The organism is Tahibacter amnicola (assembly GCF_025398735.1).
Lineage (GTDB): Bacteria > Pseudomonadota > Gammaproteobacteria > Xanthomonadales > Rhodanobacteraceae > Tahibacter > Tahibacter amnicola.
Window position 1 is genome coordinate 1,968,439 of record NZ_CP104694.1, and the last position, 25,284, is coordinate 1,993,722.

29 protein-coding genes, 2 tRNA genes and 1 other RNA gene are annotated in these 25,284 nt (G+C 67.2%); 21 read left to right on the plus strand and 11 right to left on the minus strand.

The features are described 5' to 3' along the window. Positions 1-21: 21 nt before the first annotated feature. Together N4264_RS08275 and gloB are read right to left on the minus strand one after the other, a co-directional pair. Positions 22-1,440 carry a transglycosylase SLT domain-containing protein gene (locus N4264_RS08275; RefSeq protein ID WP_261696572.1) on the minus strand — a complete coding sequence of 473 codons (1,419 nt, stop codon included), beginning with the start codon at positions 1,438-1,440 and terminating at the stop codon, positions 22-24. Beyond that, on the minus strand, positions 1,434-2,228 hold the full coding sequence (gene gloB / locus N4264_RS08280) for a hydroxyacylglutathione hydrolase (protein ID WP_261696573.1): 795 nt from the start codon (positions 2,226-2,228) through the stop codon (positions 1,434-1,436). Before gloB ends, N4264_RS08275 begins: the two co-directional genes overlap by 7 nt. A 263-nt stretch (positions 2,229-2,491) precedes the next feature. On the opposite strand from gloB, the gene N4264_RS08285 reads away from it, so the two are divergent. The 4 genes from N4264_RS08285 (at position 2,492) to N4264_RS08300 (ending at position 5,846) form a co-directional block, all read left to right on the plus strand. Then, positions 2,492-3,205, plus strand: a complete 714-nt coding sequence (locus N4264_RS08285) for a class I SAM-dependent methyltransferase (RefSeq protein ID WP_261696574.1) — start codon at positions 2,492-2,494, stop codon at positions 3,203-3,205. Further along, on the plus strand, positions 3,196-3,654 hold the full coding sequence (rnhA, locus tag N4264_RS08290; RefSeq protein WP_261697596.1) for a ribonuclease HI: 459 nt from the start codon (positions 3,196-3,198) through the stop codon (positions 3,652-3,654). The genes N4264_RS08285 and rnhA overlap by 10 nt, the downstream gene beginning before the upstream one ends. Beyond that, a complete protein-coding gene (dnaQ, locus tag N4264_RS08295) occupies positions 3,654-4,394 on the plus strand; it encodes a DNA polymerase III subunit epsilon (RefSeq protein ID WP_261696575.1) in 741 nt (246 codons plus the stop codon). The genes rnhA and dnaQ overlap by 1 nt, the downstream gene beginning before the upstream one ends. A gap of 132 nt (positions 4,395-4,526) precedes the next feature. Next, positions 4,527-5,846: a cytochrome c family protein gene (locus N4264_RS08300; RefSeq protein ID WP_261696576.1), complete on the plus strand. Its 1,320-nt coding sequence runs from the start codon at positions 4,527-4,529 to the stop codon at positions 5,844-5,846. A gap of 69 nt (positions 5,847-5,915) precedes the next feature. Here N4264_RS08300 and N4264_RS08305 read toward each other — a convergent pair whose 3' ends face one another. Both N4264_RS08305 and N4264_RS08310 read right to left on the minus strand, forming a co-directional pair. Then, positions 5,916-6,617 (minus strand): PP2C family protein-serine/threonine phosphatase, encoded by a 702-nt coding sequence (locus N4264_RS08305; protein WP_261696577.1) that lies wholly within the window; start codon positions 6,615-6,617, stop codon positions 5,916-5,918. Positions 6,618-6,821: 204 nt separating this feature from the next. Next, positions 6,822-6,911, minus strand: a tRNA-Ser gene (locus N4264_RS08310). A 156-nt stretch (positions 6,912-7,067) separates the two neighbouring features. Between N4264_RS08310 and N4264_RS08315 the strand changes: the two genes are divergently transcribed. Continuing rightward, positions 7,068-7,466: a DUF6165 family protein gene (locus tag N4264_RS08315; RefSeq protein ID WP_261696578.1), complete on the plus strand. Its 399-nt coding sequence runs from the start codon at positions 7,068-7,070 to the stop codon at positions 7,464-7,466. Here the strand turns inward: N4264_RS08315 and N4264_RS08320 are convergent. Further along, positions 7,451-8,527, minus strand: a complete 1,077-nt coding sequence (locus tag N4264_RS08320) for a glycosyltransferase family 9 protein (protein ID WP_261696579.1) — start codon at positions 8,525-8,527, stop codon at positions 7,451-7,453. The two genes, N4264_RS08315 and N4264_RS08320, sit on opposite strands and share 16 nt — an antisense overlap. 14 nt (positions 8,528-8,541) lie before the next feature. Between N4264_RS08320 and N4264_RS08325 the strand changes: the two genes are divergently transcribed. The 12 genes from N4264_RS08325 (at position 8,542) to N4264_RS08380 (ending at position 16,001) form a co-directional block, all read left to right on the plus strand. After that, complete coding sequence (locus N4264_RS08325; RefSeq protein WP_261696580.1) at positions 8,542-9,345, plus strand: 3-deoxy-D-manno-octulosonic acid kinase; 804 nt, start codon at positions 8,542-8,544, stop codon at positions 9,343-9,345. Continuing rightward, on the plus strand, positions 9,342-10,112 hold the full coding sequence (locus tag N4264_RS08330; protein WP_261696581.1) for an MBL fold metallo-hydrolase: 771 nt from the start codon (positions 9,342-9,344) through the stop codon (positions 10,110-10,112). The genes N4264_RS08325 and N4264_RS08330 overlap by 4 nt, the downstream gene beginning before the upstream one ends. Continuing rightward, positions 10,105-11,151 carry a GTP 3',8-cyclase MoaA gene (gene moaA, locus N4264_RS08335; protein ID WP_261696582.1) on the plus strand — a complete coding sequence of 349 codons (1,047 nt, stop codon included), beginning with the start codon at positions 10,105-10,107 and terminating at the stop codon, positions 11,149-11,151. The genes N4264_RS08330 and moaA overlap by 8 nt, the downstream gene beginning before the upstream one ends. 3 nt (positions 11,152-11,154) lie before the next feature. Further along, the gene (gene moaC, locus N4264_RS08340) at positions 11,155-11,649 is read left to right on the plus strand and encodes a cyclic pyranopterin monophosphate synthase MoaC (protein WP_261696583.1); all 495 of its coding nucleotides are present in this window, start codon (positions 11,155-11,157) and stop codon (positions 11,647-11,649) included. After that, on the plus strand, positions 11,646-11,885 hold the full coding sequence (locus N4264_RS08345; protein WP_261696584.1) for a MoaD/ThiS family protein: 240 nt from the start codon (positions 11,646-11,648) through the stop codon (positions 11,883-11,885). Before moaC ends, N4264_RS08345 begins: the two co-directional genes overlap by 4 nt. Beyond that, complete coding sequence (locus tag N4264_RS08350) at positions 11,882-12,316, plus strand: molybdenum cofactor biosynthesis protein MoaE (protein ID WP_261696585.1); 435 nt, start codon at positions 11,882-11,884, stop codon at positions 12,314-12,316. The genes N4264_RS08345 and N4264_RS08350 overlap by 4 nt, the downstream gene beginning before the upstream one ends. Before the next feature lie 93 nt (positions 12,317-12,409). Then, positions 12,410-12,502 (plus strand) — tRNA-Ser (locus N4264_RS08355). A 90-nt stretch (positions 12,503-12,592) separates the two neighbouring features. After that, positions 12,593-12,689, plus strand: an RNA gene (ffs, locus tag N4264_RS08360) — signal recognition particle sRNA small type. Positions 12,690-12,786: 97 nt separating this feature from the next. Next, complete coding sequence (gene dnaX / locus N4264_RS08365; RefSeq protein ID WP_261696586.1) at positions 12,787-14,637, plus strand: DNA polymerase III subunit gamma/tau; 1,851 nt, start codon at positions 12,787-12,789, stop codon at positions 14,635-14,637. A gap of 76 nt (positions 14,638-14,713) precedes the next feature. Next, positions 14,714-15,037: a YbaB/EbfC family nucleoid-associated protein gene (locus N4264_RS08370; RefSeq protein WP_261696587.1), complete on the plus strand. Its 324-nt coding sequence runs from the start codon at positions 14,714-14,716 to the stop codon at positions 15,035-15,037. A 4-nt stretch (positions 15,038-15,041) separates the two neighbouring features. Continuing rightward, positions 15,042-15,644, plus strand: a complete 603-nt coding sequence (recR, locus tag N4264_RS08375; protein WP_261696588.1) for a recombination mediator RecR — start codon at positions 15,042-15,044, stop codon at positions 15,642-15,644. Between the two features lie 12 nt (positions 15,645-15,656). Then, positions 15,657-16,001, plus strand: a complete 345-nt coding sequence (locus N4264_RS08380; RefSeq protein ID WP_261696589.1) for a histidine triad nucleotide-binding protein — start codon at positions 15,657-15,659, stop codon at positions 15,999-16,001. Positions 16,002-16,037: 36 nt separating this feature from the next. Here the strand turns inward: N4264_RS08380 and N4264_RS08385 are convergent, their stop codons facing one another. The 4 genes from N4264_RS08385 to N4264_RS08400 all read right to left on the minus strand — a co-directional run bounded on the left by N4264_RS08385 (position 16,038) and on the right by N4264_RS08400 (position 20,580). Beyond that, positions 16,038-16,589: a Slp family lipoprotein gene (locus N4264_RS08385; protein WP_261696590.1), complete on the minus strand. Its 552-nt coding sequence runs from the start codon at positions 16,587-16,589 to the stop codon at positions 16,038-16,040. Between the two features lie 78 nt (positions 16,590-16,667). Further along, on the minus strand, positions 16,668-18,656 hold the full coding sequence (locus N4264_RS08390; RefSeq protein WP_261696591.1) for a transglutaminase TgpA family protein: 1,989 nt from the start codon (positions 18,654-18,656) through the stop codon (positions 16,668-16,670). Then, on the minus strand, positions 18,653-19,624 hold the full coding sequence (locus N4264_RS08395; protein ID WP_261696592.1) for a DUF58 domain-containing protein: 972 nt from the start codon (positions 19,622-19,624) through the stop codon (positions 18,653-18,655). Before N4264_RS08395 ends, N4264_RS08390 begins: the two co-directional genes overlap by 4 nt. After that, entirely contained in the window at positions 19,621-20,580 is a 960-nt protein-coding gene (locus N4264_RS08400) for an AAA family ATPase (RefSeq protein WP_261696593.1), read from the minus strand. The genes N4264_RS08395 and N4264_RS08400 overlap by 4 nt, the downstream gene beginning before the upstream one ends. Before the next feature lie 23 nt (positions 20,581-20,603). Between N4264_RS08400 and N4264_RS08405 the strand changes: the two genes are divergently transcribed. After that, on the plus strand, positions 20,604-22,157 hold the full coding sequence (locus tag N4264_RS08405; RefSeq protein ID WP_261696594.1) for an ArnT family glycosyltransferase: 1,554 nt from the start codon (positions 20,604-20,606) through the stop codon (positions 22,155-22,157). On the opposite strand, the gene N4264_RS08410 is transcribed toward N4264_RS08405, so the two are convergent. Further along, positions 22,149-22,736, minus strand: coding sequence for a Maf family protein (locus tag N4264_RS08410; RefSeq protein ID WP_261696595.1), 588 nt, complete (start codon positions 22,734-22,736; stop codon positions 22,149-22,151). The genes N4264_RS08405 and N4264_RS08410 overlap by 9 nt on opposite strands. After that, positions 22,733-23,158, minus strand: a complete 426-nt coding sequence (locus tag N4264_RS08415) for a hypothetical protein (RefSeq protein WP_261696596.1) — start codon at positions 23,156-23,158, stop codon at positions 22,733-22,735. The genes N4264_RS08410 and N4264_RS08415 overlap by 4 nt, the downstream gene beginning before the upstream one ends. Before the next feature lie 148 nt (positions 23,159-23,306). Between N4264_RS08415 and N4264_RS08420 the strand changes: the two genes are divergently transcribed. The 3 genes from N4264_RS08420 to N4264_RS08430 all read left to right on the plus strand — a co-directional run bounded on the left by N4264_RS08420 (position 23,307) and on the right by N4264_RS08430 (position 25,266). Next, entirely contained in the window at positions 23,307-23,816 is a 510-nt protein-coding gene (locus tag N4264_RS08420) for a YceD family protein (protein WP_261696597.1), read from the plus strand. Positions 23,817-23,905: 89 nt separating this feature from the next. Further along, a complete protein-coding gene (gene rpmF / locus N4264_RS08425) occupies positions 23,906-24,100 on the plus strand; it encodes a 50S ribosomal protein L32 (protein ID WP_261696598.1) in 195 nt (64 codons plus the stop codon). A gap of 194 nt (positions 24,101-24,294) precedes the next feature. Further along, complete coding sequence (locus tag N4264_RS08430; RefSeq protein ID WP_282563038.1) at positions 24,295-25,266, plus strand: beta-ketoacyl-ACP synthase III; 972 nt, start codon at positions 24,295-24,297, stop codon at positions 25,264-25,266. The last annotated feature ends 18 nt before the right edge of the window (positions 25,267-25,284 follow it).

Here is a 25,284-nt window from a genome sequence, read left to right on the forward strand (position 1 = left end):
CCGCCCGCAGCGGACGCAGGGTCAGTCGGAAGCACCGACCCGCAGTTTCTGCCCCGGCTTGAGCGACTCGCGCTCACCCAGCCGGTTCCAGCGCTTCAGATCACCGATGCTGACCTTGTGCTTCTTGGCCAGGTCCCACAGCGTGTCGCCGCTGCGGATGACGATGGTCTGCTGCTCGGGTGTGGGCTCGGTCGCGCCGGGTGCCAGGGGAATAGACGGCGCCGGCGGCGCCGTACCGACGGAACGCCCGAGTGCGGACGGCAGAAACACGGTAGCGCCGGCGGCAAAGTCGCGGGAGGTATCCACCCCGTTGGCGATGCTGACCAGGTCGATCGGTACGGCCGCCTGGCCGGCCAGTTCGCTGACCCCGCGCGGTTCCCGCAGCTTGACGGCTTCCCAGGTGCTCCAGGCCGCCGGGGAGAGCTGCTCGTAGCGCTGCTGGAACGTCGCGGCCGCCGTCTGCGGCAGCAGCAGGTGCATCGGTGCGTCGCTGGCCATGCGCGACTGGCGATGGCCGGCGTTGTAACGCTTGAGGACGTTCTCCTCCACATCCGCCAGGCGAGCCGCGACGCGGATGTCGATCGGCGCCGACAGCGGCACACGCACGAGGTGGTCGTCCGGTTCCGGCTCGGGAAGCGTGACCCCGAAGCGGGCGGGATCGTTGACGACGCAGCCCAGCGCCAGCAGCTTGGCCAGGTGCTCGTGCGTGATGGGGGAAAGCTTCAGCTTGGCCAGCTGGTCGCTGCTGAGCGTCTCGGCGTTCTTGCGCAGGAGCTGGCGCACCCGCTGCTCGCCGGCGTTGAAGGCCATGTCGACCAGGCGCCAGTCGCCGAACTGGTCCTGGTACTTCTTGAGCAGGCCGACGGCGGCCATGCTCGACGCCCAGGGGTCCAGGCGTCCGTCGTAGCTGGGCGACACCTTCAGGCCCATGCTGCGGGCCGTGCCGGGCACCATCTGCCACATGCCCGCGGGCGTGTCGCCGCGCGCCGGAATCGGCTCGTAGTGACTTTCCAGGTAGGGCAGGAGGGCAAACTCGCCGGGAAGGTCCTGGCGTTCCAGCTCGTCGAGCACGAGCATCAGGAATGGCAGCGAGCGTTTGAGCGTGGCGGCAAACCGGTCCGGCCCCTGGGTATAGGTGCGGGCCCAGCGTTGGACCTGGGGACTGTATTCACAGCCCGGCATGGACAGGCGCGTGCGCAGCCGTTCCCAGGGCGAGTTGCCCGGGCGGACGGCCAGCGCCGGGGTGCTGGTCACGTCCGGTACGGGCGCCAGCGGCACCTTGGAGTCTTCGGGCGCCAGGCGCAGGTCGAGCGGCGGCATGGGCATGCTGCCAGCCTCGACGGCGACGAGATCGCGATGGGGCGCAGAAGCGCAGGCCGCCAATGTCACTGCCAGCGTCGCCACGAGGCCGTGACGCCAAATACGAGCAAACTTCACCATGACACGGGTATCCGGAATACGTCCTTGCCGCGGCGCAGCGCGGCAAACCGATCGACACGAGCGTGCGGCGCGATACCGTGTTCGCGCAGCCCCCAGGCGACGATCCCGGGCGCATCCACACGCAGAAACGGATTCGTAGCACGTTCCAGGCCAATGCTGCTGGGCACGGTTGACTCCAGCCGTGCCCGGCGGGCGCGCACCTCGGCGATGCGCTGCGCCAGGGCGGGATTGTCCGGGTCCACGCTGGCGGCGAAGGCGCAATTGGCGAGCGTGTATTCGTGAGCGCAGTAGACCTGCGTGTCGTCCGGCAGCGCGGCGAGCGTGTCCAGGGACGCCAACATTTGTTCCGGAGTGCCCTCGAACAGGCGGCCGCAGCCGACACTGAACAGGGTGTCGCCGCAGAATACGGCGCCGGTGGTGTGGTAGCTCACGTGGCTGCTGGTATGCCCGGGCGTGCCGATCACGCGGATGGCGCACCCCGGTTCGATGAATTCCAGCAGATCGCCATCGGCCACAGGGTGTGTCGCATCGGGGATGCGGCTGTCCGGCGGCGCGAACACAGGTACCTGGAAACGGAGCCGCAGGCTCGCCACGCCGCCGATGTGATCGTGGTGGTGATGGGTGACCAGGATGGCCCGCAGCGTCAGCCCATGCTGCGCCAGCGCGGCCGTCACCGGCTCGTCCGCACCCGGATCGATCGCCAGCGCATTGCCGGCCGCGTCGGTGGCGAGCCAGAAATAGTTGTCGTCGAAAGCGGGGATGGAGATGAGGCGCAGCACGGCACGCACGCACGATGGAACGGGGCGCGACTATAGCCGGCCGCCCTCGCTGGCTCGTTAAGTCCACTTAACCTTTTCAGGCAGCGAGGTCGCGACAAGTCCCTGTCAATTGGCGCACACTTAGGGATGACTGAATGAACCGGGGCAGGCCTGCGCCGTTTGCCGAGCGGGCGCATCACCATCCGGCGCCCACGGCTCCGACTGCTGCCGTTTCGTTGTGTCCGAAGAACCGTGCATCGCTGCAATCCCCTGCGTTGCCATGACTAGCGCCCATGCCCGAAAGCCCGCCTACATTGTTTGATACGGAACCGCTGCGGCGCTTGCTCGAACACGAGCTGGCGGCCATCGCACCTGAACTGGGCGCTGTCTTCGGCCGGCAAGGCCTGTTCCTGCGCAGCTGCCCGTCCGCGCCGCAGGCGCTGACGATTCCCATGCTCGGCGGGGTCACGCGCCTGTTTGTCGCTTCGCCCGATCGCCTGGGCGGCGATGCGACCTGCCAGGCCACCGCGCTGCCGTTCGCCGACGACAGTTTTCGCCTGGTCCTCGTGCAGCATGCCGCCGAGGTCGTCGCAGACCCGGATGCCCTGCGCGAAGAGCTGGCACGCGTGCTCGAACCGGGCGGTATCGTGATGATCCTTGGCTTTCGCCCGCTCAGCGCCTGGCGTCCGTGGCTGATGCTGCAGAATCGCCGCTACTCGCCGCTCACCCTGTGTTCCTCGGGCGGCTGGCGCGACGCGCTGGCAGACGTGGGGGTCGACGCCTACGCCTCGCGGCGCATCGGGCCGCTCCTGCATCGCCCGGCCATGGCCGCGCCATCGGCGCGACGTCCGCGCTGGCAGTCCGTGCTGTCGCCGCTGCGGCCCAGCTGGCTGTTGCTGGCGCGCAAGCGCACCTTCGGGCCGCGGCTGGAGCCGGGGCGGATTTCGCTCCGGGAGCCTGCGGTGCGTCCGCGCCTGGCCTCGGGCACCCAGCGGGCCTGCGCGTGAGCGAGGTCCAGCGGGTGGATGTATTTACGGACGGTGCTTGCCTGGGAAATCCCGGGCCCGGCGGCTGGGCTGCGTTGTTGCGCTATGGAACTGTGGAAAAAGTTATTTCCGGCTGCGAGCGCGAGACGACCAACAACCGGATGGAGCTGATGGGCGCAATCGGTGCGCTGGAGGCGCTCAAGAGGCCGTGCCACGTGCGCATCACCACCGATTCCCAGTACGTCAAGCAAGGCATGCAGCAATGGCTGCCGCGCTGGCGTGCGAACGGATGGCGCACCTCCGACAACAAGCCGGTCAAGAACCAGGACCTCTGGCAGCGCCTGGCAGCCGCGGTCGCGCGTCACGAAGTCGAATGGTTCTGGACCCGTGGCCACTCCGGCCACCCCGACAATGAACGAGTCGATGCGGCGGCCCGCCGCGCGGCCGAAAAGCAGACAGCGAGCTCCTGATGCGCCAGGTCATTCTTGATACTGAAACTACCGGCCTTGATGCGGCCCGCGGACACCGTCTGATCGAAGTCGGTTGCGTGGAGCTGCTCTCGCGACGGGTCAGCGGCAGCCATTTCCATCGCTACATCCATCCCGATCGCGATATCGACGCGGGCGCGCAGGCGGTCCATGGCATTTCGATCGAATTCCTGGCGGACAAACCCCGCTTTGCCGAGATCGTGGACGAGTTCCTGGCCTACATCCGTGGCGCCGAGCTGATCATCCACAACGCGGCCTTCGACGTCGGCTTCCTGGATGCCGAGCTGGCGCGGTTGGGGCCGCAATACGGGCGGATCACCGACTACTGCACCGTGCTCGATACGCTGCTCCTCGCGCGGGAACAGTATCCGGGTCAGCGCAACAGCCTCGACGCCCTGTGCAAGCGTCTGGATATCGACAACAGTCACCGCCAGTTGCACGGCGCACTGCTCGATGCGGAGATTCTGGCCGACGTCTACCTGGCGATGACGGCCGGGCAGGGCGCGCTGGATTTCGTCACCGAAGCGGCCGCGACGGACACCACCTCCGCTGTCACCGCCTTTGCGCGCCACGCGCGTCCGGCGGTGCGGGTGCGCCTGGCCGATGCGACCGAGCAGGCGGCGCACGACGCGCGCGTGGCGGCGATCGACAAGGCCAGCAAGGGCAATGCCGTGTGGCGCCGGCTGGATGCGCCACCGGTGCCGGAAGCGGTCGTCGCGTAGGACCGGCCGGGCCGCTTCGCCCCATTGTTCGCGCGCCCGTTTCTGTGCTGGCGCGCCCGCCGGCCGCTCAGCATAATGGGTCCCGCACGCCTAGCAGCCGCGATGGCGCTCGCCTGATTGGGGAGATCGGCGATGAGTCTGCGTACGTGGATCGTTGCAGTACCCGTGCTCCTGCTTTCCTCCACCATTGCGGCCGGTTCGGCCGTCGATGCGATCGGCGCGCATCGCCACCTGGGTGTCGCCAGCTGCTCCAACAGCGTCTGCCATGGCGCCTCGCAGGTGTTCCGCGATTCGCGCGTCGCCCAGAACGAATTTGCCATCTGGCAGGAAACCGACCCGCACGCTAAGGCCTATGCGATCCTCGAACAGCCCGCCTCGCGCGAGATCGCGCGCAAGCTGGGCATTGGTGCCGCGACCGAGGCCAAGATCTGCCTGGATTGCCACGCGGACAACGTCGCAGCGGAAAAACGGGGCGAACGTTTCCAGATCGCCGACGGCGTCGGCTGTGAGGCCTGCCACGGCGGTGCCGAACTGTGGCTCAACGCGCATGCCGACAAAAAAGTAAAGCGTGCCGACAATGTGGCAAAAGGGCTTTATGCCACCGAGGATCCGGTGCGCCGGGCCGAGTTGTGCCTGTCCTGCCACATGGGAACGCGGGATCGGATGATCACCCACCGCATCATGGGCGCGGGGCACCCGCGTCTGTCCTTCGAGCTGGATACGTTCACCTGGCTGGGGCGACCGCACTACACCATTGATGAAGACTGGATTGCGCGCAAAGGCGCATGGAATGGCGTGCGTGACTGGGCCGTGGGGCAGGGCGTGGCCGCGCGCAACCTGCTGGATCAGCTGGTCGATGCCAGGTCAGGCTGGAATGGCATCTTCCCGGAGCTGGTGCTGTTTGATTGCCATGCCTGTCACAAGCGCATGTCCGACCGGAGTTGGGGGCCGCGCCAGGGCACCGGCCTCGGTCCTGGCGTAGTGCGACTCAATGATGCGAACCTGGTCATGTTCCGGCACGTGCTGGCCGCCGTGGACAAGGGCGCCGAAAAGACCTTGCTGGAGCACACGCGCGCGTTGCATCGCGCCACGACCGAGAGCCGCGAAGCCACACTGGCCGCCGCGCGGCGACTGCAGGCCAGTCTGGCGGAGCTGCTGCCGAAGGTTGCTGCGCATCCCTTCGACGCGGCCAGCCTGAAGGCGATCCTGGCTGACATCGAGGCCGACGCGGGCAACGGCGAGTACCGCGACTACGAGGCCGCCGAGCAGGCCGCCATGGCCGCCCAGTCTGTCGTGGTGGCCTTCGAGAGTTCCGGCGCCATCGACAAGGCCCAGGCCGAGACGCTGCGGGCGCGCCTGGATGCGGTCTACGCCACGGTCAAGGACGAGAACACCTACGCCATGAGCAAGCTGCAGTCGGCCTTGCGCGCATTGCGCGCCGCGGCGCCATAGGCACTCATCGCTGCCGCCATGAAAAAACGCGGCCCGGGGCCGCGTTGATCAGGGGTGTGGCAATCGCGCTCAGCGCCGACGGATCAGTACGACCGTGACGTTGTCCGAGCCGCCCCCGTCAAGAGCGGCGAGGATGAGGTGGTCCACGCATTCCTGGGCGGACAGGTCTGCGCGAGCCAGCACGCTGGCGATCTGCGCATCTTCCACTTCTTCCGTAAGGCCGTCGCTGCACAGGAGGATCTGCATGCCGGGCTTGAGCGTGCCCTTGATGGTCTCCACGCGCAGGCTCTGGGGGTCGGTGACGCCCAATGCCTGGGTCACAACGTTCCGGTGCGGGTGCGTGCGTGCCTGCTCGGCCGTGATCGCGCCCTGCTCGATCAGCTCCTGTACGTAGGAGTGATCCTGCGACAGTTGCTTGAGGGCGCCGTTCCACACGTATACGCGGCTGTCGCCCACCCAGGCCATGTCGAAGTCATCGCCGTGCAGGCGCACTGCCGCGACCGTGGTACCCATCGGCAGGGCTTCGGCCTTGCGACTGGAATGGCGGATGATCTCTTCGTCGGCCAGCTGGATGGCGCGACCGATCGGCGTTCCCTTGCGTACTTCGTCGACGAGCGTGTCGCGCGCGATGGCGCTGGCCACTTCACCGTGTTCGTGTCCGCCCATGCCGTCGGCGACCAACCACAGGCCCAGCTCGGGGTCGGCGTAATAGGTGTCTTCGTTATGCTCGCGGCGCAGGCCTACGTGGGAACTGTGTCCGAATTCGATCATGCGCGAAGCTTCCTTTTGGGGGCCGTCGCCGAACGCCGTGCGCGGACGACGAAGCTGCGCCGGCGCGCGGATTACGAACTGGCCATAGCATGCCGTTGCGCGCCATGGCGAAGCAAGCGATCCGGCGCGGCACCGGCGGCCCTCACCCCTGAAGCAGGGCCGGAAAATCAAAACGCCCCACGAGGGGGCGTCTTGAGTTGCTGCTGGCGGAGAGGGTGGGATTCGAACCCACGGTACGCTTACACGTACGCCTGATTTCGAGTCAGGTACATTCGACCACTCTGCCACCTCTCCTGAACCGTTTCGACCCGGAGGTCGCCCCACACCGGTGGCACGGCGAGGGGCGCGAATAGTAAGGGCTCCGCGCGCCAGATACAAGCCGGCTGCGCGGCGGCTGCCAGCAGGGCGCCGGCTTGGGCTAAAGTGGCGGTTTTCCCAGGCAGGCCTGCCATGTCCCTGATCACGACCCCGATTTCCCACGGCGAACTCCTCGACAAGATCACCATCCTGGAGATCAAGTCCGAGCAGATCACCGATCCGGCCAAGCTGGCCAACGTGCGCAAGGAGCTCGACCTGCTCAATGCCGTCTGGCTGGCCGACGAAGCCGCCAAGACCGACATTGCCGCCGAGCGTGCCGCGCTCAAGGGCGTCAACCAGGCACTGTGGGATATCGAGGACCGCATCCGCCTGAAGGAAAAGGCGCAGGCTTTCGACGCCGAGTTCATCGAGCTGGCCCGTGCGGTGTATTTCCAGAACGATGACCGCGCTGCGATCAAGCGCACGATCAATCTCAAGCTCGGTTCCCAGCTGATCGAAGAGAAGTCGTACCAGAATTACAAGGCGGTCTGATCCGCCCGCCGATGGCGCACGAAGGCGTCCAGGCGCTCGATCACGGCCTCGGTCTCGATCAGGTCCATCACGCCGTCGTGCTCGATCTTGCTGCCCCAGGCCAGCTCGCTCGCCGGGCGTCCGCGGAAGCGGCGCGCCGCGGCGTCGTAGCGGTCGACGCACCATTGGCGGTCCGAATAGGGGCCGGAACGGTGTGGATTGCTTGCCGCATGCAGCCCGAGCACCGGCGTTCCCACGGCGTTCGCCAGGTGCATCGGGCCCGAATCCGGAGTCAGGACGATGCTGGCCTTGCGCAGCAGCGCCAGCAGCTGTTTCAGCGTGTCCTTGCCGATGAGGTCGACCGGTTCGCAGCGCCGCAGATGCGAGCGGATCGCGTCGCCGAATTCGCGTTCATAAGCGCTCGGGCCGCCGCACAGTGCCACGCGCAGGCCGAGCTGCCCGGCCGCATGGTCCATCGCGGCGGCGTAGCGTTCCGGCCGCCAGTTGCGCAACCGGTGACTCGAACAGGGGCTGACCAGCAACGTCGGCGCATCGCCGGGCAGGTGCGTGTGCGCAAATTCATGCGCCGACTCGGGAATGGGGATGTCCCAGCGGACGGTGGTCTGGCGCAAGCCGAGCGGTTCCACGAAGCTGCCGAGCGCGTCCAGTACGTGTTCGCCGCGGCGGGCGGGTATGCGCCGGTTGATGAACAGCCCGTGCAGATCCTTGGCGCGATCACGGTCGTAGCCGATCCGGACCGGCGCGCGGACCAGCGCGCTGAGCAGGTTCGAGCGCAGCGCGACCTGCATGTGCAGCAGGGCATCAAAACGCCGACCGCCCAGCGCCTGGCGCACCGCGGTGTAGCCGGCCCAGCCTTTGCCCTTGTCGAAGACAATGAACTCCACGCCCGGAAGATCGCCGACCAGGCGATGCTCCAGCTTGCCGACGATCCAGGTCAGCCGGGTCTGCGGCCAGGCGTGCTGCACGGTGCGGACGAGCGGCACCACGTGGCTGACGTCGCCCAGTGCAGACGTGCGCAGCAGGCACAGCGATTCAGGAATGGATGGTGCCGTTCGGGACATGCGGGCTTGCTAAAATGGGCGTGGAATGCGAAGCGGGCCAGGTATCGCAGGCAATGATCGACATGCGCACCATCACCACGCACAACACCAGGGCTGGCGAAAGCGTGATTCTGTGCGACCCATCGCTGCCGGCACAAGTCGACGACAGCTGGTTCGCGCCGGCGCGTGGCCCCGGGAATGCGACAGTCGTCGGCGGGCGCGGTTCGGCCTGGGTCGTGGCCACGCCGATGGGCGAGGCGGTGCTCCGCCATTACCGGCGTGGCGGTCTCGTGGCGCGACTTCTGCGCGATCGCTATTTGTGGACAAATCTGGAGGCGTCGCGCCCCTACGAGGAGCTGCAGCTCCTGCTGTGGATGCATGCGCAGAAGTTGCCGGTGCCCACGCCGATCGCCGCGCGCGTGCAGCGATCGGGAATGTTCTATCGCGGCGACCTGCTGACGCTACGTCTGGCAGATACGCGGACCATGGCCCAATTGCTCGCCGATTCCACGCTTGATGCAGAGTTCATGGGGCGGATCGGCGCGACGATCGCGGATTTCCACCGGCTCGGCGTTTGCCACGCCGACCTCAATGCACACAATATCCTGGTCGGTGACCGCGTGTACCTGATCGATTTTGACCGTGGCCGCCGGCGCGAGCCCGCCGCGGACTGGCAGCGCGCCAACCTTGATCGCCTTCAGCGTTCGCTGCGCAAACTCTCCGCCGGCACGAAGGGTGTGGACGCCGTGGCATGGGCGGCGCTCGAACGGGGCTACGCGACGCGTCAGGCACGCACGCCGCCGCCGCTGGGTAGCGCGCAACCGGAGGCACGGCTGTGACGCTGCATCTGCATTTTCTGGGTGTGGGATCGTCGCAGGCGGTGGAGCTGGGTTCGTCCGGCGCCGTGCTCGAACGCGATGGCCAACCGGTGCTGCTGATCGACTGCGGCCCGGAAACACTGACGCGCTACCAGCAGCGGTATCGCACCATTCCGCGTGCGATCTACGTTACCCACACGCATCTGGATCACGTCGGCGGTTTCGAGCGGTTGTTCACGCGGGCGTATTTCGACGAGGCCCTTCGCGGCCAGGTGCGCGTTTTCGCGCACAGCGCCGTGGTGCCCCTGCTGCACGCGCGTGTGGCGGACTATCCCAACGTGCTCGCCGAAGGCGGAGCCAATTTCTGGGACGCATTCCGGCTGGTGCCGGTCACCCGGGGTTTCTGGCTGGATGGCCTGTGGTTCGACGTTTTCCCGGTGCGTCACCACGCGCCGGACACCGCATTTGCCGTGGCGCTGCGCGGCAGTTTCGTATGGACCGGCGACACGCGTCCGATCCCGGAAATGCTGAGCCGCTACGCCAGCGCGGGCGAACTGGTCGCGCACGATTGCGGCCTGGTGGGCAATCCTTCGCACACGGGCGTGGATGACATCGAGCGCGAGTACGACGCGGATCTGCGTTCGCGCCTGGTGCTTTATCACTACGGCAGCCAGTCCGATGGTGCTGCGCTGGCAGCGCGCGGCTACCGCATCGCGCGAACGGACGACCGCTTGCTTCTGCGCGAAGCGGCCGGGGCTGCGCAGGGGCCGAAGGTTGTTCATGGCTAGTGCCATTCCCGTCCAGCTGATATCGCCGGCGCCGCGGGATTCATACCGCCGCGAACTGACGGACCTGCGCATTTCCGTGGTCGACCGGTGCAATTTCCGCTGCCCGTACTGCCTGCCGGAGGACCAGTACCCGGAACACCATCCGTTCCTGCACAAGAGCGAGCGCCTGTCATTCGAAGAAATCGTGCGGCTGACACGGATTCTCGCCGGGCTGGGGGTGCGCAAGCTGAGGTTGACTGGTGGTGAGCCACTGCTGCGCCGGGAGCTGCCCAAGCTGGTGTCCTGGTTGTCGCAGGTGCCGGGCATCGACGACATCGCGCTGACCACCAACGGCGTCCTGTTACCGCGGCTGGCGCAACCCCTCCGTGACGCGGGGCTGGGTCGTATCACCCTGAGCATCGACAGCCTGGATCCGGTGATCTACCGGCAGCTGTCCGGCAATCGCGGGGAGATCAGCGAGGCGATGGCGGCGCTGGCGGCGGCCGAGGCGGCGGGTTTCGGGGGGGTGAAAATCAATTGCGTGGTCATGCGCCAGATCAATGACGAGGGGGTGCTGGCGCTGGTAGAACGGTTCCGTGGAACGCCCCACATCGTTCGTTTCATTGAATTCATGGACGTGGGCACGCTCAATGGCTGGCAGCGCGACCGCGTGGTTGCGTCGGCCGAGCTGGTCGACCGGATTCATGCCCGCTGGCCGCTGCGGGCAGTCAACCGGCAACGCCATCACGACGTGGCGGAACGCTACGTGTTTGAAGACGGCGGCGGCGAGATTGGCTTTATCAGTTCGGTCACCGCTCCGTTCTGCGGCGATTGCACGCGCGCCCGTCTGTCGGCGGATGGCAAGTTGTATACCTGCCTGTTCGCCGCCGACGGTTTCGATCTGCGGGCGCTGCTGCGCAGCGACGCTGACGATGCCGCGATCGCGGCAGCCATCAGCGCCGTGTGGCAGGCGCGCGACGATCGCTACAGCGAGGAGCGCGCAGCGCGGCGCGCGGCGGGTGATGCGGAAAAGGTGGAAATGTTTGCAATCGGAGGGTGAGGGGTGGACGAAACAGCGCTGACGCATCTGGACCCGGCGGGGCATCCCCGCATGGTCGACGTGGCTGACAAAAGTGTCACCGACCGGCGGGCGACCGCCGAGGCGCAGCTGCGTTTCCCGGCGGACGTGGCCGCGCAGCTGCTGCGTACGGGAATGCGGGCCAAGAAAGGGGCTATCGTCGACACGGCCATCATCGCCGGAACGATGGCGGTCAAGCGCACGCACGAGCTGATCCCGTTCTGCCATCCGCTGGCGATCGAGCGTTGCGACTTCACCGCCGAATTCGTATCGGATACACAGCTGTCGATCCGCTGCACTGTCGGCATTACCGGAAAGACCGGCGTGGAGATGGAAGCGCTCACCGGCGCCAGCATCGCTGCGCTGACGGTTTACGACATGTGCAAGGCGCTCAGCCACGAGATTGTCATCGAGCATGTCCATCTCGTGGAAAAATCCGGCGGCCGCCGGCATGTCAGTGAAGGGCGTCTGCAACCATGAAATACCGGCTCCTCTATTTCGCGTCCCTGCGCGACCGCAGTGGCTGCGATGCGGAAACGGTGGAATCGGCCGCTGCCGATCCACGCGCTCTGTTCGCTGAAGTGGCGTCGCGCCATGGCTGGTCGTTGCCGATGGAGCGCCTGCGCGTGGCGATCAACGGCGCGTTCTGCGGTTGGGAGACTGCCCTGCGCGACGGCGACGAAATCGTGTTCATTCCGCCGGTGTCGGGCGGATGAGCGACTTCGCCCTGCAGGACAGCGCAGTCGATAGCGCGGCCTGGTCGCAGCGCCTGGCCAGCCGCACCGCGGGTGCGTGCGTCACCTTTGAAGGCTGGGTGCGTGACCACAACGACGGTCGCGCCGTGCAGCGGCTTTCCTACCAGGCCTATGCGCCGCTGGCGCTGGCCGAGGGAGAGGCGATCCTGGCCGACGCCCGCCGTCGCTTTGCGATCGAGCAGGCGTATTGCGTGCACCGCGTGGGCGACCTGGCGATCGGCGACCTGGCGGTGTGGGTGGGTGTCAGCGCCGGGCATCGCGGGCCGGCTTTCGAGGCCTGCCGCTTCATCATCGATGAGATCAAGCTGCGCGTGCCGATCTGGAAAAACGAGTTCTATGCCGATGGCGAATCCGGCTGGCTGCATCCCGACGGCTCGTCGGTGGGCGGCTGAGACGCGCTGGTCGCGCTTGTCTGGAAACGGGGTTCAGAGTATCCTCCGCGCCCCGCGGTGACGTCGCACGGATGCAGCCACTTCGCCCGGGATGGAGAGATGTCCGAGTGGTTGAAGGAGCACGCCTGGAAAGTGTGTATACGGCTTATCCCCGTATCGAGGGTTCGAATCCCTCTCTCTCCGCCAGATTCCTGAATCGCACGGCGATTCGCGATACCGGCGGCGCGACAACGCATCTGCCGGTTCGTAGTTGGTTGGTCCCGTCTATGGTGGTCCCGTCGGTCCCCTCGCGACGATAGCTTGCAAACCCCGCCAGGCCCGGAAGGGAGCAACGGTAGTGAGTGATTCGGGTGCCGGGGTGTGGCTGGCGGGACTGCCACCCTTTCCTGCCTTTTCCGCCTTGGCCCCGTGTGCCGTCGACGCGGCCGCAGGCGCTTGGCACAATTGCCGCTTGCCCTGAAGGAACCGGCATGTCCTATCAAGTCCTCGCGCGCAAGTGGCGGCCCAGGAAGTTTTCCGAGCTGGTCGGCCAGGAACACGTCATCCGAGCTCTTTCCAATGCGCTGGACGGCGGCCGCCTGCATCACGCATTCCTGTTCACGGGGACGCGCGGCGTCGGCAAGACCACCATCGCGCGCATCTTCGCCAAGTCGCTCAACTGCGAGCGCGGCCAGTCGTCCCAGCCCTGCGGTGAATGCCGCGCCTGCCTGGATATCGATGCCGGCCGCTTCGTCGACCTGCTGGAAATCGACGCCGCGAGCCACACGGGCGTGGACGACGTGCGCGAGATGATCGAGAACGCGCAGTACACGCCGGCGCGTGGACGCCAGAAGGTCTACCTGATCGACGAAGTCCACATGTTGTCGCGCAATGCGTTCAACGCGTTGCTCAAGACGCTGGAAGAACCGCCGGCGCACGTGAAATTCCTGCTTGCGACGACCGACCCGCAGAAGCTGCCGGTGACCGTGCTGTCGCGGTGTCTCAAGTTCAACCTCAAGCGATTGCTGCCGGACCAGATCGACGGCCAGATGCGGCACATCCTGCAGGCCGAGAACATCGCCTTTGATACCGACGCGGTCGCCATGCTGGCCAAGGGCGCCGACGGTTCGCTGCGCGACGGACTGTCGCTGCTCGACCAGGCGATTGCCTACAGCGGCGGTGCGGTAAGGGCCGATGAAGTCCGCGCGATGCTCGGCACGATCGAGCGTGCGCAGGTGACGCGGCTGCTGGCCGCCGTGGTGGCTGGCGATGGCGGTGCGCTGATGGCCGAGGTGGCGAAACTGGCCGAGTTCTCCCCGGATTTCGGCATGGTGCTCGACGACCTCGCCGGCTTGCTGCACCGTGTGCAGCTCAAGCAACTGGTCCCGGATTACGCCACCGACGACAGTGCCGATTCGCAGGATATCGCCCGCTTCGCCGGTGCCCTCGCCGCGGAAGACGTGCAGCTCTATTACCAGTTGTGCATCACCGGCCGCCGCGACCTGCCACTGGCACCCACGCCGCGCGCCGGTTTCGAGATGGCGTTGTTGCGCCTGCTGGCGTTCCAGCCGATGAGTGCCGGTGAGTCCGGTGCGCCGCCGGCGGGGTCTATGCCACGTCCCATGACACCGACCGCCGGCGGCGGCAGCCCGTCCGGTCCGTCGGCAGCGCCGGTTGCCCCGGCGGCGCCGGTCGAATCGCGCGAGCCGTCGCGCCCGCCGGGTAGTGCGGCAGCGGCCGCCATGCAGGCCGTCGCGGCGTTGAGCGGCGGGTCAGCCTCCGTTACCGAGCGTTCCGCGGTTGCGGCACCATCACCGCCGCCAGCAGTACCAAAGCTGGTTGCCGAGGCACCCCCCGTTCCGGTTCCGGCGCGCATGCCGGTTGCAGAACCGGTGCTGCCGCAGCCCACGGCGGCACCTGCCACGACGGCACAGGTCACGACGCCAGTGGCATTGGAGCCGGGTGATTGGCCGATGTTGATTGAACGCGCCGGTCTGCGTGGTCCGGTCGGACAACTCGCCCAGCACGCGGCACTGATCGCGCTCGAGGGGAGTGTCCTGCGTCTGGCGCTCAAGGCCGAGCACGACCACCTGCACGCGCCGTTCATGGTGGCGCAGCTGGAGGAGCGCATTGGCGCCGTTCTCGGCCGCACCGTGAAATGCCAGTTCGAGAAAGCCCGCGCCGGAGTGGAAACGCCGGCCGACCAGCTGGCGCGCCAGCGCACGGCCCAGCAAACGGAGGCCGAACGCGCCATCGACGAAGATCCCTTCGTCCAGGCACTCGTGCGCGACATGGGGGCGCGGGTGATTCCCCAGTCCGTACGTCCGCTGGATGCGAACTAGGCCACCGGCCTCGAAATTCCGGCCGGCGCCCCAACCCCATGCGCAGGCCAGCCCGTCAACACCGGAGTAGAACGTCATGCGTGGTCCCCTCGGAAACCTCATGCAGCAAGCCCAGCGCATGCAGGAAAATCTCAAGAAGGCACAGGAAGAAATCGCCAAGCTCGAAGTGACCGGCAATGCCGGCGGCGGGCTGGTGAGTGTCACGATGAACGGCCGGCACGAAGTGCGGCGCGTCCAGATCGACCGCAAGCTGATGGTGGACGATCCGGAAATGGCCGAAGACCTCGTTGCCGCGGCCTTCAACGACGCGGCCAACCGCCTGGCCACGCAGACCCAGGAACGCATGTCCGGCGTCACCAACGGCATGAACCTGCCCCCGGGCTTCAACCTGCCGTTCTGAGCCCATGACCGCCGGATCGCCCCTGCTGGCGGAACTGATCGAGGCGTTCCGCTGCCTGCCTGGCGTTGGCGCCAAGAGCGCGCAGCGCATGGCGTTTCACGTGCTGGAGCGCGACCGCACCGGCGCGCGACGCCTCGCGGACCGCCTCGTCGCCGCCATCGACCGGATCGGCAACTGCCGGCAATGCCGCGGGTTCAGTGAAACCGAGATCTGCAACGTCTGTGCAAGCCCCGCCCGTGACCGCTCGCTGCTGTGCATCGTCGAAAGCCCGGTCGACCAGGCGGCGGTCGAGGCGGCCACCGGCTACCGCGGGCTGTATTTCGTCCTTCTGGGGCGGTTGAGTCCGCTGGACGGTCTGGGGCCGAGTGAACTGGGCGTGGACCTTCTCGGCGAGCGCCTGGCCCAGGGCGAGATCAAGGAACTCATCGTCGCCACCAATCCCACGGTGGAAGGCGAGGCCACGGCGCACTGGCTGTCGCAGCTCGCGCGCGACGCCGGCGTGCGGGCCACCCGCCTGGCGCACGGCGTACCGCTGGGTGGCGAACTGGAATTCATCGATCGCGGCACGCTCGCGCACGCGTTCGGCACGCGCCACACCCTGACCTGAAAGGAGCCCTGCATGGTGGATACGATTTTCGGCAAGATCATCCGGCGCGAGATCCCGGCGGATATCGTCTACGAAGACGACGACTGCATCGCGTTCAAGGACATCCACCCGCAGGCGCGCGTGCACGTGCTGTTCGTCCCGAAAGTGGCGATCGCCACGCTCAACGACCTGCGCGAAGACCAGGCGACCCTGCTGGGCAAACTCTTCCTGGCGGCGGCCAACTACGCCAAGTCGCAGGGCTTTGCCGAAAGCGGCTACCGCTGCGTCATCAACTGCAATGCCGATGGTGGGCAGACGGTGTTCCAGCTGCATCTGCACCTGCTGGCCGGCGGCCCGCTCAAGGGCGGCTTCGCCTGATCGGCAGCCGGTCGTCCTGACGGGGACGGCCGGCGCTCAACGGACCGGTTTGGGCGGGCGTGGATGCGGATGCCGGTCACGCACGATCACCACCGGCGGCACATAGTGCCGGTGCCAGAACGGATCCCAGTAGAACCAGGGATAGGGGTCATACACCCGCACCGTTTCGACCGGCTTGCGCCACAGATAGATCACGTCGGCCTCGACTTTCGGATAGCGATAGCGGAACTCGCCGACCAGGCGTTCCTCCATCCCCGAAAGCACGCCGGTCACGGTCACTTCGCGCCCCTTGGCGAACACCTCCGGGTCGTAGAATCCCTTGCGGCAGGCCAGAAAACGTCCGGCGCTCTCGTCGCGCTGGCGGGGACGCGCGCTGTCGTTGAGGTCGCGCGCCAGGATCTCGAAACAGCTCCGGTTGGCCTCGGTCGTCACCTGGATCACTTCGCCGCCCCACCGGACAGCGTCGCCATCGCGCGCCGGCATCGCGGGCGACTGGCTGGCGAATTCGCCGCGAAGCGGCGCGGGCGCCGTGGCGCAGGCCGCCAGCGTGGCTGACAGCACGATCAGCGATACGGATTCAAGGCGCATGGTCGACTCCTTACCCGCAGGTCTTCTCCCAGCAGACGATGCGGTCGATGCCGCCGTTGCGCAAGGCGCCAGGGGCGTTCAGCTTCCGCTGGAAAGACGGCGCGGGCGGAACGCATCGACCTGCGCGCGGAATGCCGTGACATCCGGTGCGGCCGGTTGTTGCGTCGCGTAGCGCAGCGTGATGTAGCGACGGACCAGCGATTCGACTTCCGCCGCCAGCACGGGTGAGCGCTGGCGGATGCGGTCGAGGTAGCTCTGCGGGCCTTCGTGAACGGCGCGCTGGATGCCAGCCCGGGCCAGTCGGCGGCACAGGCGACGCCAGGCGCGGTCGATGGCGTCGCCGCGGTCCGGGTCCGGGCGGAACGCCCAGAACAGGCCGATCGCGATGACCAGCGCGGCGAGAATGCCAAACGCGACGGCGAGCTGGGTCCATTCTGCGCGTTCGATCCCAAATCGCGACAGCAGACCCTGTTGCCGCAGCGTATCGAACTGGACGACCACGCGGTTCCACATCTGGTTGACCAGATCCCAGCGGTTGCGCAGCCCGAGCAGCCATTCGCTGCCATACCAGGGCGCGTCGCCGGCGGCGGCGGCGCGGCTGCCGAGCTGGACCCGGTCCGGGCTGACGGAAGCGGTGGGGTCCACGCGTATCCAGCCCCGGTCTTCCAGCCACACCTCGGTCCAGGCATGTGCGTCGGATTGGCGGACCACCATGTATTCGCCGACCGGATTCCAGTAGCCGCCCTGGTAGCCCACGACGACACGGGCCGGCACGCCGGCGGCGCGCATCAGCGTGGTGAAGGCGGAAGAAAAGTGCTCGCAGAAGCCGGCGCGTGTGTCGAACAGGAAATCATCCATTGCGTTGCGGCCGAGCGGCGGTGGCAGCAATGTGTAGGAAAAGGATTCGTTGAAAAGGTTGAGTGCGGCCTGCACGATCAGCATGCGGTCCTGGAACTGGTTGCGCCATTGCTCGCCCAGTGCCAGCGTGCGCGGATTGAACCCGGGCGGCAGGAACAAGGCGTGGTGGCGCTGTTCCGGTGTCAGCGCCGTGATCTGGTAATCGAGCACCGAACGCAGCGCGTACTGCCGCATCTGGGTGATGGGGGCGCCCGCAATGAGACTGTAGTCCCTGGTCCGCAGGAAACCCGCCGGCGCAATGAGCGGCACGTCCAGTGCGAACAGCCAGTTGCGATGCGTCGGTTCCAGCGTGAGTTCGTAGTCGAGGGTGTCCGACTGGATCACCAGCTTTTCGGCGGACTTTTCCAGCGCCTGCGGCGCCATACCGGTCCAGGTCGTGCCGTCGTAATTCCATAGCACCAGCCCGCGCCAGTAGCGCTGTTCGGGCGCGGGTGGCCGGGAGTTGGCAAACGTCACCCGGAAGGCCGGACTGTCATCGATCAGCAGCTCGGAAATGGATCCCGGGCTCATCGTGTCGCTTGGCCCGGTCTGCGAGCTGCCCGGTGCGGGAGCGCCCCACAGGGGCTCGGCCAGGCGCGGCAGGAAAAGGAAGGCGACCAGGGCGACCGGCGCGGCCGCCAGCAGCGTCAGCACGGTGGAGGGCAGGGTGCGGCGCAGTTCCTGCCAGAACGGCCAGGCCTGCTCGCCCTCCCCGGCGCGCCCGCTGGGTTCCAGCGAGCGCAGAGCAACCAGCTGGGGAAGCAAGGCCGCGGCCACGGCAATGGTCGCCACCAGTGTCTTTGCGAACAGCAGCGAGGCCATCAAGACGAAGCAGGAGAATGTCACGGCTGCGCGCACGTCGCGCGGCTTCTCGCTCTCGCCCAGCTTGAGCACGAGCATGCCGACGGCCAGGGCGCTGCCGGGCTCGCGCCCAAACAGGTTGCCGTAGTAGGCGATGACCGCGGCGGGCAGGGCCAGGCTGAGCGGGAGGCGGATCCATACGGGTGGCGCACCCCATTGCGGGCGCGTATGGCGCTGCCACCAGCGTAGCGCCATGAGCAGGGCGACGCCGATGTTGAACCACAGCGGCATGTGCGGTGCGTGGGACAGCACCGCGACCGCGACGGCAAAGGTGAGGGCGTCGAACTGGCGACGGTCGAGCCGCGTCATAGCAGGGCCAGCTCACGCAGGCAGCGGTCCCGGTGATCCGGGCCCAGATCCGGGCCGAGCGTCACTGCCGGCAATACCAGGCTGTAGCGGACCCGTTCATCCTCGGCCATTAATACCCAGCGGGTGAGGCGGCCAATGCGGGCTTCCACGTCGAGTGCACCCAGTTCGTCGAAGGCGAGCACACGTTCCAGTCCCACCGTGTTCTCCAGTTCCCGCACCATGAGGCGGTCGTGACGCGCGCTGGCTTTCCAGGCGATCAATCGCTGCGGATCGCTCGCCCGGTACTCCCGTAGCGCGCTGAATTCGTCGCCGCCGCGGCGGGTCAGGTACTGCTCGGCCTGGCGGGCGCCGGACGGAGGGGCAGGTGCATGTGGATCCGGACGCGGGTAGACCAGGATCTCCACGCTGGGATTGAGCCAGCTCCAGGGGCGAAACAGGCCGTAGGGCCAGGACGTCCACAGCCGGATGCGCGGCAGGCGCATGAGGCCACGCCGGGTCGTGGCTACATGTAGCGTAGCGCGCATGGGTGAGTTGGCTTCACCGTGCGCGATGGTGACCGCCTCGCCGATGTCCACCCGCACGGCTTCCCGCGGACGTGTGCCGGGGTCGAACACCAGTTGCACCGGGGCGGGTTCGCCGGCAAAGGTCGGGCTGGCGTGGATCGAACGCAGCGTCAGCCCATCCAGGTTGCGGAAGCTGACCAGGACGCTGATGAACGCGACGCCGCCCAGGATGCAGGTCAACAGCAGCGCCGGATTGTTGTTGTAGTTGAGCGCGCCCATCGCCATGACCATGAGCATCACGGCGAACAGCAGGCCGAATAGCGTCGGCAGGACATAGATGCGTCGCCGGTGCAACGCAATGGGTAGCGTCTCGGCCGCGCGCAGGCGCGTCAGCGCCGGCAGCTGGCGTTCCGCCAGTTGCTGCAGGCGGTTCCAGAGCTGGCGGGCAGCTTGCGGCCGTTTCAACGGACCGCCACGTCGGACAGCAGTGCGCGCGCAATCTCGGTGCGGTCGCGCTGGCCGCTCCCCGACGGGGTAAGCCGGTGCGCCGCCACGGGTACGAAGACCGCCTGCAGGTCCTCGGGCAGGCAATAGCCGCGACCCGACAGCAGGGCGTGGGCGCGCGCCGCGTTGAGCAGGGCGAGGCCCGCGCGCGGCGAGAGTCCGGAACGCACGTCCGGATGTGAGCGCGTCGCGCCGATCAAGGCTTGCAAGTAGTCGATCAAGGCGGCGCTGGCGGTGATGGCGGCGCAGTGCTGGCGCAGCGCGTGGATGTCGCCGGCACTCATGCAGGGCGCGAGCGTGGCGATCAGTTGTTGCCGGCTGGTGGAGGTCAGGAGCTCGCGTTCGGCTTCGCGGCTGGGGTAGTCCAGGCTCAGGCGCAGCAGGAAACGGTCGAGCTGCGAATCCGGCAGCGGATAGGTGCCGGCCAGGTCCAGCGGGTTCTGCGTGGCCACGACGAAGAACGGCGACGGCAGCGGGTGCGTCTTTCCGTCGACCGTGACCTGTTGTTCCGCCATCGCTTCGAGCAGCGCGCTCTGCGTCTTGGGCGTGGCGCGATTGATTTCATCCGCCAGGATGAGCTGCGCGAACACGGGGCCGGGATGGAATTCGAACTGGTTGCGGTCGCGTTCGAAGATGCTGACACCGATAATGTCGGACGGCAGCAGGTCGCTGGTGAACTGCACGCGCTGGAAGGAAAGATCCAGCGTCGCGGCCAGGGCATGGGCTAGCGTGGTCTTGCCCACGCCGGGCAGGTCTTCAATCAGCAGGTGCCCGCCGGCGATGAGGCTGACGAAGGCCAGCTTGACCTGCGCGGCTTTGCCCAGCAGCACGCTGTTGACCTGCGCGACGGCGCGGTCGAGGCTGGTCCGCAACGAGGGGTCTAACGCAATGGTGGAGTCGGAGATGGCGGTGGTCATTGGAGCCCAGGGAAGTCCGCGTTGTGCCGATTGATCGCAGTGTAGCCACGGCAGGGGCGCTGCCGCGAGGCTGGCGCCTGGCAGCCATCATCCTGTGGGCGCTGCTGGCCGTTTCCAAATGCTGGGTGGCAGCGACGCTGGCCCCCTTTGGTGACGAGGCCTTCTATTGGCAGGAAAGCCGCGCCCTGGCCTGGTCGTACACCGATGTTCCGCCGGCCACGGCCGTGCTGATCCGGCTTGGCGAAACGCTGTTCGGTCACTCCCCGCTGGGTATGCGCAGTCTGTTTCTGCTGCTGGGGGCGCTGATGCCGCTATGGATCTGGCGGATCGGCGCCCGCCATTTCGGCGAGGAACGGGGCGCCCAGGCGGCGGTAGGATGGATGGCCCTGCCATTGGGCGCGACGCTGGGCGTCATGGCCATGCCCGACGTGCCGCTGACGATCGCGGCGATCGGCGCGCTGGCCGGCTTGCTCGCTGCGGTGACGCAGGGCGGATGGCGTGCCTGGGTCCTGGTTGGTGTCAGCCTTGCCGTCGCCTGGTTCAGCCACTACCGCGCGGCGATGCTGCTGCTTGGTGGCGCGGTGTTCCTGCTCGGCAGTGCGCACGGTCGAGCCCAGTTTCGTCGTCCGGGGTTGTGGCTGGCGCTGGCAATTGCGGCAACGGGACTGGTGCCCCTCGTGCTGTTCAACGCCTCGCATGATTGGCATGGGATGAGCTTCCAGTTCGTCGAGCGACACCCCTGGCGATTCCAGTGGAGTGGCCTGGCCCAGCTGGTGGAGCAGACCATTGCCTCGACCCCCCTGCTTTACGGCGTGATGCTGCTGGCGCTATGGCGGGGATGGCGCCAGCGCGACGCCGATCCGCGCGTGGCGGTGCTGGCCTGCAGCGGCGTGGGGATCGCGCTGGGCTACCTGTTGTTTGGCCTGTTTGCGGACGATGTGCGCTTCCGCGTGCACTGGCCGCTGCCCGCGTACGTGGCCGCTGTACTCCTGGTCCCGCTGCTGCTGGATCTTTCCCGCCGCCACGCGCAACGCTGGGTGTACGGACTGGGCGTAATCGGAACGGGTCTGGCGACGGCCTACCTGGCGATGGCGGCCCATCCCGCATCGATCCAGACGCTGGCCGAGTTCAAGCTGTATCCGCAGAACTTCGTCGGTTGGCGCGAGGCGGGTGCCGAGACCCGCCACCTGCTGCGCGCCGATCCGTCCGCGCTGCTGGTCGCCGACAACTTTTTGCTGGCCGCCGAACTGGATTTCCAGCTCGCTGGTCCAGCTGTGTATTCGCTGGACCACATCCGCAACGTCAAGCACGGGCGCGCCGGGCAGCTACGCATCTGGCAGCGGGACGAGGCAGGCCTTGCTGCCCGGAGCGGTAGTCCGGTGCTGCTGGTGGTGGAAGAGACGTCCAAGCAGGAAGGCCAGGCCCAGTGGCTGCAGAACCTGTGCCGGCACGTGGCCGACCTGACCTTCGTGCAGCGGCTGCGACTGTATGGCGGCCGGAAAATCTTCAGCTGGTACCGCGGCCGGGTGCCGGGACCGCAGGCGCCGGCACAGTGCGCGGCGGACAATTCAGGGTAAGGTGAGGCCGCTTGCGCGCAGCAGGCGGCACAGGGCGATGAGGGGTAGTCCGATGAGGGCGGTCGGATCCTCGTTCTGGATGCGCTCGAACAGGGTGATGCCCAGCCCTTCGCACTTGAAGCTGCCGGCGCAGTCGAGCGGTTGTTCGGCCGCCACATAGCGGTCGATCTCCTGACCCGCCAGGTCGCGGAACCGGACGACAGTGGTGTCGAGGGCCTCGCGCGGCGCGCCCGCTGCGTCGACCACGCAGAGCGCCGTATGAAAGGAGACCGATCGCCCGCTGCAGGCGGACAGCTGGGCCCGGGCGCGCTCCACGCTGCCAGGCTTGCCCAGGACGATCTGATCCAGTGCGGCCACCTGGTCGGAGCCGATCACGATGGCGCCGGGGCATCGCGCCGCGACCGCCAGTGCCTTGGCGCGTGCCAGCCGCACCGCGAGCCCGGCCGGCGCCTCCCCGTCCCGGCGGGATTCATCGACGTCCGGGCCGACCTGCCGGAACGCCGGAAGGATGCGGCGCAGCAGCTCCGCGCGGTAGCGCGAGGTCGAGCCCAGGACGACATCCACCGCCACGGCGCTCATCGACCCTGGGCCTCGCGCAGGGCATGGGTGATCTCGGCGAGGCGATCCAGCTGCTGGCCCATGGAGGCCCGCGACTGTTCGAGCGCGGCGACGGCTATGTCCAGTTCGGGCTGGCTGGCATCAACGGCGTGCTGCTTGATCCACAGGCGGTGTTGCAGCAGATCGCGCAGGGCGGCCTGGACCTTGTCGTCGGCGGTCAGGGCTTCGTCCGCGTCGGTGATCATCTCTTCGGGCAGGTCGACGAGCATGCCGCGCAGGGTCTGCATGCGCTCGCGGCAGGTCAGGAGCTGTTCTTCCAGGGCGTCGGCGCCATCGAGCAGGGCGCGGATGGCCGCCTCGCGCCGGCGCCAGCGGCGCTCGCGCAGGACAACGAAAACGACAAGCGGTACAACGAAAATCGCGATCGCAAAGAGATAGGTCATACGGACGTCCGGCGGTCGCGCCGCAGTCTGCCGCAAGCGGCTACGGGCGTAAACCGAGCCCTTCGGAGGGGTCCACATGGCCTAAGTGGCGGTCCCCAGACCGGTTTCGATTGACTTCTGGCCGGCAGGAACCTATTCTCGCGCGCCCATGTCCGCGCCTTTCCCCGACATTGTGGACGCCTGGCGCATGGTGAGCGCACGACGTTCATTCGACGGCACCCTGCCAATCGCCGGCCTGCCGCGTCTGGCCGAGGCGGTGGCGGCAAGCACAGGCTCGGTCGCCTATGAAGTGGAATTCGGTCGCGATGACCTGGAAACCGCCTTCCTGGCAATCCGGGTGCAGGCCCGACTGACGCTGACCTGTCAGCGTACACTGGAACCGTTTGAATGGCCTGTGACGATCGATACCCGGCTGGGATTGATCACGCGGGAAGAGGAAGAGGCAGGTTTGCCGCCGGGCTACGAGCCGCTGTTGCTCGAGTCGGCTGAAATCCGCCCTGCCGACGTCATCGAGGATGAACTGCTGTTGGCCTTGCCGCTGATCCCGGTGAAGCCGGGCGCGGATGAGGCGGCAGTGGCCTGGTCGAGTGGACCGGCCGAAGAAATGGATTCGGATCGGCCCAATCCCTTCGCGGTGCTGGGCCGGTTGAAGAAATAGCTCCGTCGTGGGCGCTCCGGGCGCAACGCCGGTCGACAGTTGCAGTGCGGCACGTGCCGCGAGACATTCGAGTTTTTTGGAGAAATCCCATGGCAGTGCAGAAATCCCGCAAGACCCCGTCGACCCGCGGCATGCGCCGTTCGCACGACGCGCTGACGGCCAAGCAGCTGGCGACCGACCCGACCACCGGCGAGATCCACGTCCGCCACCACGTGACCAAGGACGGCTACTACCGTGGCCGCAAGGTCATTGACACCAAGGGTTCGGTGCCGAGCGAAGATTGACCAGGCGGACCTTCCGGTCCGACTTGCCTTGAATTCCGGCGCGAAAGCGCCGGATTTCGTTTGCAGAGACCGTGAGCGCGCGTTCGGCACCCGGGACGGGGTTGCCCGACCGGCACTTCTGACTGCGCGCTTGCGTTGATTGTCCGTGTCGCGGTCGGGCATCCGTGGCCGGCTTCCGGCAAGGGGAAAGTGTTCTGATCTATTCACGCATCGCGGGCACCGGCAGCTACCTGCCCGAAAAAGTGCTCACAAACGCGGATCTCGAATCGCTCGTCGATACCACGGACGAGTGGATCCATTCGCGCACCGGCATCCGCCAGCGTCATGTGGCGGCGGAGGGGCAGACCACCTCCGATCTCGCCGAGCGCGCTGCCCGGGCAGCACTCGAATCGGCCGGCGTCGCGGTCAAGGATCTCGACCTCATCGTCGTCGGCACGACCACGCCCGACCTCATCTTCCCGTCCACCGCCTGCCTGCTCCAGCATCGCCTGGGTGCCAACGGCTGCGCGGCTTTTGACGTCAATGCGGCGTGCTCGGGCTTTATCTACGCCCTGAGCGTGGCCGACAAATTCATCCGCTCCGGCAACGCGCGCAAGGCGCTGGTGGTCGGTGCGGAAACGCTGACCCGCATGCTCGACTGGTCCGACCGCAGCACCTGCGTGCTGTTCGGCGATGGCGCCGGCGCGGTCGTGCTCACGGCCGATACGGAAGCCGGTGTCATCTCCACGCACCTGCACGCCGACGGCGGTTACAAGGAACTGCTGTGGAATCCGGTCGGTGTCTCCTCGGGCTTCCGCCCGGAGGAAAAGAACGCCGGCGTGCGCGTGCTGATGACCGGCAACGAAGTGTTCAAGGTCGCGGTGAAGACCCTGGACGCCGTGGTCGAGGAGACGCTTGCCAAGAACGATCTGGACAAGTCCGCCATCGACTGGCTGATCCCGCACCAGGCCAATCTGCGCATCATCCAGGCCACCGCCAAGCGGCTGGAGATGCCGATGGACCGGGTCATCGTGACCGTGGACCGCCACGGCAACACCTCGGCCGGATCGGTGCCGCTGGCGCTGGATTTCGCGGTGCGCTCGGGCAAGGTCCAGCGCGGACAGCTGATGCTGATGGAAGCCTTCGGCGGCGGATTCACCTGGGGCTCGGCCCTGGTCCGCTACTGACCCCTGCTCCGAGGACTC